Annotated in this window: 12 protein-coding genes; 2 read left to right on the forward strand and 10 right to left on the reverse strand. The window is 37.8% G+C overall.

Features of this window, described 5'->3' with window-relative positions; translation table 11 throughout:
• Nucleotides 1-35 precede the first annotated feature (35 nt).
• From rplI to M1F91_RS06595, 5 genes are all read right to left on the reverse strand, one after another.
• Nucleotides 36-488 carry a 50S ribosomal protein L9 gene (gene rplI, locus M1F91_RS06575; RefSeq protein ID WP_247913069.1) on the reverse strand — a complete coding sequence of 151 codons (453 nt, stop codon included), beginning with the start codon at nucleotides 486-488 and terminating at the stop codon, nucleotides 36-38.
• Entirely contained in the window at nucleotides 485-2,458 is a 1,974-nt protein-coding gene (locus M1F91_RS06580) for a DHH family phosphoesterase (protein ID WP_247913070.1), read from the reverse strand. Before M1F91_RS06580 ends, rplI begins: the two co-directional genes overlap by 4 nt.
• A gap of 152 nt (nucleotides 2,459-2,610) precedes the next feature.
• Nucleotides 2,611-3,159, reverse strand: a complete 549-nt coding sequence (gene raiA, locus M1F91_RS06585; RefSeq protein WP_006153348.1) for a ribosome-associated translation inhibitor RaiA — start codon at nucleotides 3,157-3,159, stop codon at nucleotides 2,611-2,613.
• Between the two features lie 79 nt (nucleotides 3,160-3,238).
• Nucleotides 3,239-3,901, reverse strand: a complete 663-nt coding sequence (locus M1F91_RS06590; RefSeq protein WP_247913071.1) for a ComF family protein — start codon at nucleotides 3,899-3,901, stop codon at nucleotides 3,239-3,241.
• A complete protein-coding gene (locus M1F91_RS06595) occupies nucleotides 3,898-5,196 on the reverse strand; it encodes a DEAD/DEAH box helicase (RefSeq protein WP_247913072.1) in 1,299 nt (432 codons plus the stop codon). Before M1F91_RS06595 ends, M1F91_RS06590 begins: the two co-directional genes overlap by 4 nt.
• Nucleotides 5,197-5,251: 55 nt before the next feature.
• Between M1F91_RS06595 and M1F91_RS06600 the strand changes: the two genes are divergently transcribed.
• Nucleotides 5,252-5,887 carry a YigZ family protein gene (locus M1F91_RS06600; RefSeq protein ID WP_247913073.1) on the forward strand — a complete coding sequence of 212 codons (636 nt, stop codon included), beginning with the start codon at nucleotides 5,252-5,254 and terminating at the stop codon, nucleotides 5,885-5,887.
• 155 nt (nucleotides 5,888-6,042) lie between these two features.
• Nucleotides 6,043-6,969: a cysteine synthase A gene (gene cysK / locus M1F91_RS06605; protein ID WP_006149073.1), complete on the forward strand. Its 927-nt coding sequence runs from the start codon at nucleotides 6,043-6,045 to the stop codon at nucleotides 6,967-6,969.
• Nucleotides 6,970-7,067: 98 nt separating this feature from the next.
• On the opposite strand, the gene tsf is transcribed toward cysK, so the two are convergent.
• From tsf to mreC, 5 genes are all read right to left on the reverse strand, one after another.
• Nucleotides 7,068-8,108, reverse strand: coding sequence for a translation elongation factor Ts (tsf, locus tag M1F91_RS06610; protein WP_247913074.1), 1,041 nt, complete (start codon nucleotides 8,106-8,108; stop codon nucleotides 7,068-7,070).
• A gap of 78 nt (nucleotides 8,109-8,186) precedes the next feature.
• On the reverse strand, nucleotides 8,187-8,969 hold the full coding sequence (gene rpsB, locus M1F91_RS06615; protein ID WP_004250981.1) for a 30S ribosomal protein S2: 783 nt from the start codon (nucleotides 8,967-8,969) through the stop codon (nucleotides 8,187-8,189).
• Nucleotides 8,970-9,193: 224 nt separating this feature from the next.
• The gene (locus M1F91_RS06620) at nucleotides 9,194-10,402 is read right to left on the reverse strand and encodes a CHAP domain-containing protein (protein ID WP_247913075.1); all 1,209 of its coding nucleotides are present in this window, start codon (nucleotides 10,400-10,402) and stop codon (nucleotides 9,194-9,196) included.
• A gap of 93 nt (nucleotides 10,403-10,495) precedes the next feature.
• A complete protein-coding gene (mreD, locus tag M1F91_RS06625; RefSeq protein WP_247913076.1) occupies nucleotides 10,496-10,990 on the reverse strand; it encodes a rod shape-determining protein MreD in 495 nt (164 codons plus the stop codon).
• Nucleotides 10,987-11,808 carry a rod shape-determining protein MreC gene (gene mreC / locus M1F91_RS06630; protein WP_247913077.1) on the reverse strand — a complete coding sequence of 274 codons (822 nt, stop codon included), beginning with the start codon at nucleotides 11,806-11,808 and terminating at the stop codon, nucleotides 10,987-10,989. Before mreC ends, mreD begins: the two co-directional genes overlap by 4 nt.
• Between the last annotated feature and the right edge of the window lie 31 nt (nucleotides 11,809-11,839).

The following is an 11,839-nucleotide window of genomic DNA, read 5'->3' on the forward strand; positions in this document are numbered from 1 at the left end:
TCCTTCCTTTTACAAAATCATTACTCAAATCTAGCTTAGCCTTCTCTTACACGAAGATTGATGACGCTAGTTACATCCTGATAAATTTTTACTGGAACATCAATCAAGCCAACTGCTCGAATTGGAGATTGAACTTGAATATGACGTTTATCAATTTTAATTCCAAATTGTTTTTGGAGCTCTTCCGCAATTTTCTTGCTAGTAATTGAACCAAAAGTTCTTCCATCTGGACCAACTTTTTCAACAAACTCGACAATTGTTTCTTCTGCTTCAAGTTTCGCCTTAATTTCTTGTGCTTCTGCAAGAAGTTGAGCATGTGCTTTTTCTTCAGATTTTTGCTTCCCGCGCAACTCACCAATTGCTTGTGAAGTCGCTTCTTTAGCAAGGTTTTTCTTAATCAAAAAGTTTTGCGCATAACCTGTTGGCACTTCCTTGATTTCGCCTTTTTTTCCTTTGCCTTTTACATCTGCTAAAAAGATTACTTTCATTCTTCTGTCTCCTTTTCTCTAATTTCATTAGAAATAACGGTTTTTAGTTTTTCACCTGCTTCTTGCAGAGTCATATCTGTCAGTCGGGCAGCTGCCAAGTTGAAGTGGCCTCCACCTCCCAATTCTTCCATAATCCGTTGCACATTGATCTTACTTCGACTTCGTGCAGAAATGGAAATATCCCCTTGGCTGTTTTTAGCAATGACAAAGCTAGCTTCAATACCTGACATAGCTAACATAGTATCAGCCGCTTTACTAATCACTACAATATCATACTCCTTATCATCCTTGGCCTGAGCTACAAGAATAGAAGGTTGTACGGCCTGTCCTTGCAAGATTAGCTCATTAACCAATCGATACTCTTCAAAGTCAGTCGCCGCAAGTTCTTGAATTACAATACTATCACTACCACGTGTTCTTAGATAACTTGCCACGTCAAAGGTTCGGCTAGTTACACGAGAAGTGAAATTCTTAGTATCCAGCATCATACCGCCCATAAGAACACTAGCTTGGATACGACTTAAGCGTGCTTTCTTAGAGTTTTGGAATTGAATTAACTCTGTTACAAGCTCGCTCGCGCTACTTGCTCCACTCTCGATATAGGTGATAACAGCATTTTCCGGGAAATCTTGATCTCGTCTATGGTGGTCAATAATGATGGTTTGTGTAAACAAATCATAAAACTCTTTTGACAAGGTTAAAGCTGTCTTAGAGTGGTCGACCATCACTAGCAAGGAACGATTAGTGACCATTCCCATAGCTTGAGTTAGAGGGATGAGTTTTGTTACTCCCTCATTCTCTAAGAATTGAATGGCACGATGAATGTCCGGAGACATTTGTTCTTCATCATAGACTACATAACTTTCATCCAAGACGTTACTCGAGAACAATTGCATACCAACAGCAGAGCCTAAAGCATCCATGTCTAAGTTTTTATGACCAACTACGAAAACATGGTCAACACTTCTCAACTTTTCAGAGATTGCCGTCATCATTGCTCTTGTACGTGTTCTTGTTCGCTTAATAGAAGCTGCAGAACCACCACCAAAATAAATTGGATTTTTCGTCTCATCATTTTCTTTTACAACGACCTGGTCTCCACCTCGAACTTCTGCAAGGTTGAGATTTGATAAAGCAACTTTACCAATACCCTCATGATCGCCATCACCGTATGACAAGCCCATACTCATGGTTAAGGCTAAATCTCTCTGCTTAGCTTCTTCACGGAAGGTATCAATTACAGAAAATTTATCCTGCATCAATTGCTCTAATACCGTATAGTCGGTAAATAAGTAAAAACGATCCATGGTCACTCTACGAGAAAACATCTGATATTTTCCAGTAAATTCTGATACAAAATTTGCGACAAAACTATTAATATGACTGATGTCAGATTCAGATGTTTCGTCCTCTAAATCATCATAATTATCTACCGAAATAATACCAATAACAGGGCGACTTGTAACCAATTCTACTGTGGCTTCGTACTCTCCAGAAACGTCAAAAAAGTAGAGTACACCAGAATTTCTATCTAGATGTACAGCATAACGTTTTTCTCCCACATTTGCATAAATTCCAGGAGAAGATATGGATGTTTTTATAATTTCTTGAACTTGAGGAAGATCAATTTCTCCATCTTCCGTTGTCAGCATTAACTCTGCGTAGGGATTGAACCACTCAATCTCACTACTTTCCATGTTTAGTTTGACAACTCCAACCGGCATCTGTTCTAAGAGTGAACTTAAACTATCTTCCGCCTGATGGTTTACGTACTGAATTTGTTCAATTTCTGTTTTTTGATAAGATTTCTTCTGAAAATAAAATAGCAAAAGAAATGCCACCATCAAGAAAAATAAGCATGCTATTGTGACTAGGTTATTTTGAAGAAAAATAACCAATACAGTCATGATTATAAAAGCAATCCCAACAAATAAGTATATAAAAAAGGGATTCATTTCATTTTTTTTCATTACAAACCTCTTGCGCAATATTATACCATATTTGCACTGAAAAAGCGACCTTTAAAGAAGGAATAGCACTTGTGCTCAAATGTAGTATTCATGAACACAAAAGGTAGTTTACACTAGTGTAAACCACCTTTTTAATCTAAGCATATTAAGTATTATGATTCTTTCACTTCAAGAAGACCAATATCTCCATCTTCGCGTCGATAAATGACATTTGTTGTTTCATCTTCAACATCGATATAAATGAAGAAATCATGGCCCAATAAGTCCATCTGAAGAAGTGCTTCTTCAAGGTCCATTGGTTTTAAATCAATTTGTTTTGAACGAACAACTTTAGGTTGAGCAGCATCTGTCTCTTCTACCAAGGCATCTGTAAATAGTTGGCTAGTAGAAACTTTATTTCTGTTCTTACGTTCAATTTTAGTTTTATTTTTACGGATTTGACGTTCAATCTTATCTGTCACCAAATCAATAGATCCATACATATCTTGAGAAACGTCTTCTGCACGAAGAGTTATAGACCCAAGCGGAATTGTTACTTCTACCTTAGCAGTCTTTTCACGATACACTTTCAAATTGACACGCGCATCTAATTCTTGATCTGCTTGGAAGTATTTTTCGATCTTTTCGAGTTTAGAAACTACATAATCACGAATTGCTTCAGTTACTTCTAGGTTTTCACCACGGATACTATATTTAATCATATAAGTACCTTCTTTCTAAACATATTTGTTTTTCTACATTTATTATAACGCTTTCATAATCTTTTTGCAATCTTTTTCCTCATCTTACGAGGGAAAATGTTCTAACCTCTTCTGCTCCTGCATTCTCTAGCATACTCTTGACACGGTTAACAGTCGCTCCTGTGGTATAAATATCATCAATCAATAAAATCTTTTTGGGGACCGTGACGCCATCTTTAATAAAAAACGGAAGTTCCGTGGCCAACCGCTCTGAACGATTTTTAGAAGAACTTGCTTTTTCTTCTCTTTTCCCTAATACATCCAGATGGGAAAATCCTGCCGCTTCTATTAGGCCTGCAACCTGATTAAAACCTCTTTTTGCATACCTCTCAGGGCTTAACGGTATTAAAATAAAATGATAATCCTTGTATTTTTTTAAATTCTCATTTAAAATCATAGCAAAAACTTTTCGGAGAATATAATCGCCATCAAATTTGTAACGATTAAAGAAGTCTTTCATGGCTTGATTATAACTAAAAATCGCTTCATGACTTACTTCAACCCCTTCTTTACACCAAAGTTTACAATCTTGACACGAACTTGACACTCCTTTTTTATGACAATTTGGGCAATGTTCTTCCCCAATCATTTCAAAACTTGAGTAACAAGCTAAACAAAGTGTGCTCTCCTCCTTTTTCAAAAAAAGAAGCTCTCCAAAGGTTAGATTTTTCTTCAAATGTTGGGCACATAGTAAACAAATCATAGGCCTGCCTCCTTGTTCATCAGTTTAATTTCCTTTATAGCATTCTTAATCGAACGATTTAATCCATTATGAAAGAAAATTAGATCTCCTGTAGGTCTATCCATGCTACGACCTACACGTCCTCCAATTTGAATGAGGCTTGATTTTGTAAAAAGACGATGGTTTGCTTCTACGACACAGACATCAACACAAGGGAAGGTAACTCCGCGCTCCAATATTGTTGTGCTTATCAATATGGTCAATTCCCTATCCCTAAAAGCTTGAACTTGCTCTAATCTATCTTCAGTAACTGAGGATACGAAACCAATTTTCTCATTTGGGAATGTCTCTTGTAAGATTTCCTTCAACTTCTCTCCCTTTGTAATTTCTGATGCAAATATTAGTAAGGGGTAGCCAGTTCTTCTCTGGTTTTCAACATATCTTTTTAGCTTTGGTGGTAGGCGAAACTTATCCAAACATTTATCAAGATCAGATAGCCAAACCGTTTTGGGAATAATTAAAGGATTTCCATGGAACCGCCTTGGCAGGCTTAGTCGTTTTAGCTCCCCTAAGCGAACCTTCTTATCCAACTCATCTGTAGAAGTTGCAGTGAGAAAAATTCTTAGTCCGTTTTCCTTTACACAATTATTTACAGCTTTGTAAAGCATCTTGTTGTCAACATAGGGGAATGCATCTACTTCATCTACTATTAGTAAATCAAAAGTGTGATAAAACTTTAATAATTGATGTGTTGTCGCAACAACCAGAGGGGTTCGAAAATATGGTATAGACTCTCCATGCAGTAAAGCTATTTCGCAAGCAAAGTCATTCTGCAATCGCTTATACAATTCCAAACAAACATCTATCCGTGGACTTGCCAGACAAACTGCGCCACCATCATTAATAACTTTCGCAACAACTTTATAAATCATCTCTGTCTTCCCAGCGCCAGTCACTGCATGAACTAAAGTCGGTTGCTGGTTCTCTATTGCTTGAAGTAAGCCATCTGATACTTTCTCTTGAAATGGAGTCAATTGTCCCTTCCATTTAAGAACATCTTGTTTAGGAAAATCTTCTTGAGGGAAATAATATAAGGCCTGATCACTCCGAACTCGCTTCATCAACAAACATTCTCGGCAGTAATGAACATTAATAGGTAGAGACCATTCATCTTGAATCATACTATCACATCGTTGACAGAAGAGTTTCCCCTTCTCTTTTCTCATGCTTGGCAGCTTCTCCGCCAGTTGTCGTTCTTCAGGGCTTAATTCTTGTTCTGTAAAAAGTCGACCAAGATAATTTTGATTTATTTTCATACTTCTTTATTCGTAAAATCTAGAAGTTTAGACTATTTTTTAGTACAATAAAAATATGGAATTTAGAACGATAAAAGAGGACGGACAAGTCCAAGAAGAAATCAAAAAATCACGATTTATTTGTCATGCAAAACGTGTCTATAGTGAAGAAGAAGCTCGTGCCTTTATCACTGCTATCAAAAAAGAACACTATAAGGCTACCCACAACTGCTCTGCTTTTATTATTGGTGAGCGCAGTGAAATCAAGCGAACCAGTGATGATGGGGAGCCAAGTGGAACTGCTGGCGTACCTATGCTAGGAGTTCTAGAAAATCACAATTTGACCAATGTTTGTGTAGTTGTTACCAGATATTTTGGTGGTATCAAACTGGGAGCAGGAGGTCTTATTCGCGCTTATGCAGGTAGTGTTGCCTTAGCTGTCAAAGAAATTGGAATTGCTGAAATTAAAGAACAAGCAGGGATTCAAATTCAAATGAGCTATGCTCAATATCAAGAGTATGGAAATTTTCTTAAAGAACATAATCTTATGGAACTCGAAACCAACTTTACAGATCAAGTTGACACAATTATCTTTGTCGATAAAGAAGTTAAAGAGGATACCAAATCTGCCCTCATAGAATTTTTTAATGGGAAAGTTATTCTAACAGATCAAGGCTTACGAGAAGTTGAAGTTCCTGTAAACCTTGTGTAAAGCACTTTTAAATATCTTCCCTCAATTTTTAGATTTACACTAACTATTTTTCTGATTGTTATAAAAAAATCCTATCGCTTCGATAGGATTTCTATATTTTACAAAAGTTTAAGATAGCGTTATACTAGAAGCATCTTATATAAAGAGGTGCTAACATGGCTATTTATAACAATATCACGGAACTTATCGGAAAAACACCGATTGTTAAATTGAATAACATTGTACCAGAAGGTGCAGCAGACGTTTACGTAAAACTAGAAGCTTTTAACCCAGGTTCATCCGTTAAAGACCGCATCGCTCTTAGTATGATTGAAAAAGCAGAACAAGAGGGTAAACTGAAACCAGGCTCTACTATTGTAGAAGCAACAAGCGGGAACACTGGTATCGGTCTTTCATGGGTTGGTGCTGCTAAAGGTTATAAAGTTGTCATCGTTATGCCTGAAACAATGAGTGTTGAACGCCGCAAGATCATCCAAGCTTATGGTGCTGAACTAGTCCTCACTCCCGGTAGTGAAGGAATGAAAGGTGCGATTGCAAAAGCGCAAGAAATTGCTGCTGAACGCGATGGTTTCCTACCATTACAGTTTAATAACCAAGCTAACCCAGAAGTTCACGAAAGAACAACAGGAGCTGAAATTCTAGCTGATTTCGGAGCTGATGGTTTAGATGCCTTTGTTGCTGGTGTAGGTACTGGAGGAACTATTTCAGGTGTTTCTCATGCTCTTAAAACTGCTAACTCAAACATTCAAGTTTTTGCAGTTGAGGCAGACGAGTCAGCTATCTTGTCAGGTGAAAAACCAGGACCTCACAAAATTCAAGGTATCTCTGCAGGATTCATCCCAGAAACACTTGATACAGAAGCTTATGATGGTATCGTTCGCGTGACATCAGACAATGCTCTTGCACTTGGTCGCGAAATTGGTGGAAAAGAAGGCTTCTTGGTAGGTATTTCTTCTGCCGCAGCTATCTATGCAGCAATCGAAGTTGCTAAAAAACTTGGGGCAGGTAAAAAAGTCCTTGCGCTTGCACCAGATAACGGAGAACGTTACCTATCTACAGCGCTCTATGAGTTCGAAGTATAGTCTCCTAAATACACAAAGCCCTTTAACAAGGGCTTTTAATTTTTTTATAAAGTTTTTCTATATGAAAAAGGAAGCAAAGATGCTTCCTCTTTTTGTTATTAGTTATTCAAAGCTGCTGCCATTGTAGCTGCAACTTCAGCTTCAAAGTCGTTTGCAGCTTTTTCGATACCTTCACCAACTTCAAAGCGAGCGAACTCAACTACTGAAGCGTTAACTGATTCAAGGTATGCTTCAACTGTCTTGCTGTCATCCATGATGTAGACTTGTGCAAGAAGTGTGTATGCTTGGTCAACTTTAGTGTTGTCAAGCAAGAAGCGATCCATTTTACCTGGAATGATTTTGTCCCAGATTTTTTCTGGTTTTCCTTCTGCAGCCAACTCTGCTTTAATGTCAGCTTCAGCTTGAGCAATAACTTCATCAGTCAATTGTGCTTTTGATCCATACTTCAAGTGTGGAAGAGCTGGTTTGTTAACCATTGCACGGCTTTCGTTATCTTGGTCGATTACGTGGTTCAATTGAGCCAACTCATCTTTAACAAATTGCTCATCCAATTCTTTGTATGAAAGAACTGTTGGTTTCATCGCAGCAATATGCATTGAGATTTGTTTAGCAAGTGCTTCGTCTCCACCTTCGATTACAGAGATAACACCGATACGTCCGCCGTTGTGTTGGTAAGCACCGAAGTGTTGTGCATCTGTTTTTTCAATCAAAGCAAAGCGACGGAATGAGATTTTTTCTCCGATAGTTGCTGTTGCAGACACATAAGCTGCTTCAAGAGTTTCACCTGAAGGCATTGTTAAAGCAAGAGCTTCTTCGTTGTTAGCTGGTTTTCCTTCAGCGATTACTTTTGCAGTTGCATTTACCAATTCAACGAATTGAGCGTTTTTCGCAACGAAGTCAGTTTCAGCATTTACTTCAACTACTGCTGCAACGTTACCGTTCACATAAACACCAGTCAAACCTTCAGCAGCAACACGGTCAGCTTTCTTAGCTGCCTTAGCCATACCTTTTTCACGAAGCAATTCAATTGCTTTTTCGATGTCACCGTCAGTTTCTACAAGTGCTTTTTTAGCGTCCATAACACCAGCACCAGATTTTTCACGCAACTCTTTAACAAGTTTAGCTGTAATTTCTGCCATTTTGATTCTCCTATATTTTTTAAAAATAGGAGAGCCGGGCTAAGCCCCGCCCTCCTAGGTAATGATTACTTATTTGAATTAAGCGTTGTCGCCTTCTACAACTTCAACGATTTCTTCGATTGAGTCTGCTTGAGCTTCTGAAGCTGCAAATTCTGCTTCAACTGCTGCTACAGCATCTTCACCTTGGCGACCTTCGATGATAGCGTCTGCCAATTTAGCTGTGATCAACTTAACTGCGCGGATAGCGTCATCGTTAGCTGGGATGATTACATCGATATCATCTGGATCAGTGTTTGTGTCAACCATTGCTACAACTGGGATACCCAATTTTTTAGCTTCTTTAACAGCGATTTGCTCTTTATGTGGGTCAACTACGTACATTACATCTGGGATGCGAGGCATGTCTTCGATACCACCCAAGAATTTTTCAAGACGAGCGCGTTGTTTGTTAAGAAGTGCAACTTCTTTCTTAGGAAGAACGTCGAAGATTCCTTCTTCTTCCATGCGTTTGATTTCTTTCAAACGAGCGATACGTTTTTGGATTGTTCCCCAGTTAGTAAGGGTACCACCCAACCAACGGTGGTTGATGTAGTATTGACCTGAACGTTCTGCTTCTTCTTTAACAGCGTCAGCAGCTTGTTTCTTAGTACCAACAAACAATACAACTGCATCGTTAGCTGCTGCATCACGCATAAAGTCGTATGCTTGGTCAGCGTATTTTACAGTTTGTTGCAAGTCGATAACGTGGATTCCGTTACGCTCAGTGAAGATGTACTTAGCCATCTTAGGGTTCCAGCGACGAGTTTGGTGACCAAAGTGTACACCAGCCTCAAGAAGTTGTTTCATTGAAATTACTGCCATGAGTATTTCTCCTTTTTCGTTTTTTCCTCTTCTCGATTTCAGCTTGCAAAACAACCCAAAGGCAACAGTTTCACAATTCATCAAGAATGAGTATTATCGTTCACACGACAAGTTTCATTCTACCATAATTTCTCAATATTATCAAGCTATTTTGATAGTTTTTTAGCAGAACTTCTCTATTTAATGACAAGAAAAGAGACTCGGAAAGAGTCTCAATTTTTTCATTAGTTTGGATAGATGTACGTAACATAACCTTCAGAAGTTGTAGTTGGGTTGAACCATCCACGTTTGTTACCGATTGTACGATCTCCACCGTAGTTAGATTCTGATACTTGGATACTTGATGATGATGAAACAGCTGTAACAACCGCTACGTGTCCATAGCCACCATCATTCCAACATGCAATCGCACCAACTTGTGGTTGAGAACCAGTACGGAAACCTGCTGCAGCTGCACTTGTTGCCCACTGCGCTCCGTTACCCCAGTAATCTCCAGCCCAAGGTGCCAATGTTTTAGCTCCCCATGTACATTCACCTGTTGGATAACTTGAAGCGTTTGTACTATATGTAGGACGTTGGCTTACAGGAGTTGGTGCAGGTGTGTAACTTGAGTCATCATCTGATGAAGATGAAGAACTTGAAGTTGCTTGTACTTGTGCTGCAAATGTTGTGTTTGCTGAAGCTGCAACTGTTTGTTGTTGACTTGTTTGTTGAGCTTTGTAAGCTGCTTCTGCTTCTGCCGCTGCTTTCGCTTCTGCCTCAGCTGCCGCCTTTTTCTCTAGCAAGGTAGCTTTTTCACTTTCTGCAGTAGCTTTTTCTGCTGCAAGATTCAACTCAGCCACTTTCAATTCAGCTTGTTTTGTTGTCAAAGCTTGGGCGTCATCTGCAAGTGTTTGTTGGTTGGCAATAACTGTGTTGATTGCTTCATTGTTAGCAACTTGTTTCTCAGCAATAGCTTTTTTATCTTCTTTTTGTTGTTGCAACATTTTGTTGTTAGCTGATACAATTTCACTCATAGCTGCTACACGAGAAATAGCTTCTGTGATTGAGTTAGAGTTAATAATTGTATTAATGTAGCTTGTAGCAGTTCCGTTAGTTTGTGCACTACGAGCTTGGTTTTCAAGCGATTCATTACGAGCTACGATATTTTTTGAAAGCTCTGTGATTTCACCTTCAAGTTTTTTAGATTCTTCTTGAAGAGTTTCATTCTCAGTTTGCAACTTTTCTTGTTCTGTTTGAATAGCTGTAACTTGAGTTTGAATCTCATCAACTTGTTTTTGAGCTTCCTTTTGTTGCGTTGTCAACTCACTAATTTTGCTATCTTGAGCTGCAATTTTTTCATCTGTTGTGTTAGCTTTAACACTTGAAAGAACAGCTCCTTGTGAAACCAATACTGTACTTAACAAAAGTGATGCTAGAATTTTTTTCTTCATATGTGTAAATACTCCTTCTTAAAAAAGACAATACTAGTATATCAAAAAAAGGCCTAATAAATATTACGCCTTTATTACAGTTTTGTTTCTTTCTTATAGATATATTTTTTCAAAAATATATTGGAAAACTATCATCCATATAAAATTCAATATCATAGTAGGACCCAGACTATAAACTATAAAAACAGGTAGTTTTTCTGCAGTCAATCCTACCACGTGTGCTAGGATAAAGCTACCAAATTCAAATGTAAAAGTCATCATTAAAATAGCTAATAATCTTGTCCATCTATTTAATAAAATAACAGAGTTGCTTTTATATACGATTGCTCCAATAATCACAAAAAGAAGACTAGCTATCCCTATCAGATGGAAGAAATAGATATCGTATATAAGTCCTAGAACCAAGCAATAGGCCAAAAACAAATATTCTGATACTTCTATTGTCTCGAATAATAAGAAGATGAAAATAAAGTGGCTTACAATTTGAAGATGTGGAAAAAAGCTATTTACAAATTGTCCTAAGTGGCTATCTATTAAAATGATTACGGGCAAGAGCAAAAACATCCCTATTTGCTTAAAAAGTCTCATGATGGATTCCCCACTAACTCTACGACTTTAAGATTCATTGGATCAGCATGCATTTTAACCATAACTTCTCTTGTCAGATAATCATTGGTAGGGGTCACAGATACGACTTCTCCTACAGGAATATCTGTGACATTGAAGTTCCCCAAACCTCCAGTTACCACTTTATCACCTTGACTAATATCTCCACTATTATTTAGCTGACTAATTTTCAGTAGTTCTTTTTCCTTGTCATAGCCAACGATAATACCATAAATACTACTAGATCCATGCTGAATTTTAACAGAAATTTTCTCTGTATTTTCAGCATTTGTTAATAAATTGACCACAGTTGAGTTCTCTTCTACGTTTTCAACGCTTCCAACCAATCCTCCACCAGAAACAACAAGCATACTAGTTGTTACACCTTGTTGCGAACCAACATTAACTGTTAATTCTTGTTTCCAAGTCGCCGGAGTTCTCATGATAACATCCGCAGCAATTAGCTTAGTCGCATTCAATTTTGACTTCATATCTAGTAATTGACGCAGTTGTTCATTTTCTTCTTTTAAGCGATCTGCTTCATTCTTTTCCTTTTCCATTTGATAGAATTCTTTTTTGAGAGTTTCATTCTCATTGTAAGCTCTCGTCAAATTTCCTAAATCTGACTTTGTAGATTCTAACCATTGAAATGGTTTTTGCACAATTCTATCTATCAGAGAAATGCCATCTCCAGCTTTTGTCACAACTGTACTTGATTTCGTCATTACTAAAAGAACAGAAACTACTAACACAACGACAAATAGAACAATGATATATTTTGATTTTTTAAAACGGTTCATACCTCTACCCTATCTCATTCTATACTTCACT

This window comes from Streptococcus sp. oral taxon 431, assembly GCF_023110115.1.
Taxonomy (GTDB): Bacteria; Bacillota; Bacilli; order Lactobacillales; family Streptococcaceae; genus Streptococcus.

What these genes read in the sequence shown, in the direction of transcription:
- tsf (WP_247913074.1), bottom strand. Translation starts at nt 8,108, where the DNA reads ATGGCAGAAATTACAGCTAAACTTGTTAAAGAGTTGCGTGAAAAATCT.
- rpsB (WP_004250981.1), bottom strand. Translation starts at nt 8,969, where the DNA reads ATGGCAGTAATTTCAATGAAACAACTTCTTGAGGCTGGTGTACACTTT.
- mreC (WP_247913077.1), bottom strand. Translation starts at nt 11,808, where the DNA reads ATGAACCGTTTTAAAAAATCAAAATATATCATTGTTCTATTTGTCGTT.
- M1F91_RS06580 (WP_247913070.1), bottom strand. Translation starts at nt 2,458, where the DNA reads ATGAAAAAAAATGAAATGAATCCCTTTTTTATATACTTATTTGTTGGG.
- rplI (WP_247913069.1), bottom strand. Translation starts at nt 488, where the DNA reads ATGAAAGTAATCTTTTTAGCAGATGTAAAAGGCAAAGGAAAAAAAGGC.
- M1F91_RS06600 (WP_247913073.1), top strand. Translation starts at nt 5,252, where the DNA reads ATGGAATTTAGAACGATAAAAGAGGACGGACAAGTCCAAGAAGAAATC.
- M1F91_RS06595 (WP_247913072.1), bottom strand. Translation starts at nt 5,196, where the DNA reads ATGAAAATAAATCAAAATTATCTTGGTCGACTTTTTACAGAACAAGAA.
- M1F91_RS06590 (WP_247913071.1), bottom strand. Translation starts at nt 3,901, where the DNA reads ATGATTTGTTTACTATGTGCCCAACATTTGAAGAAAAATCTAACCTTT.
- cysK (WP_006149073.1), top strand. Translation starts at nt 6,043, where the DNA reads ATGGCTATTTATAACAATATCACGGAACTTATCGGAAAAACACCGATT.
- M1F91_RS06620 (WP_247913075.1), bottom strand. Translation starts at nt 10,402, where the DNA reads ATGAAGAAAAAAATTCTAGCATCACTTTTGTTAAGTACAGTATTGGTT.
- mreD (WP_247913076.1), bottom strand. Translation starts at nt 10,990, where the DNA reads ATGAGACTTTTTAAGCAAATAGGGATGTTTTTGCTCTTGCCCGTAATC.
- raiA (WP_006153348.1), bottom strand. Translation starts at nt 3,159, where the DNA reads ATGATTAAATATAGTATCCGTGGTGAAAACCTAGAAGTAACTGAAGCA.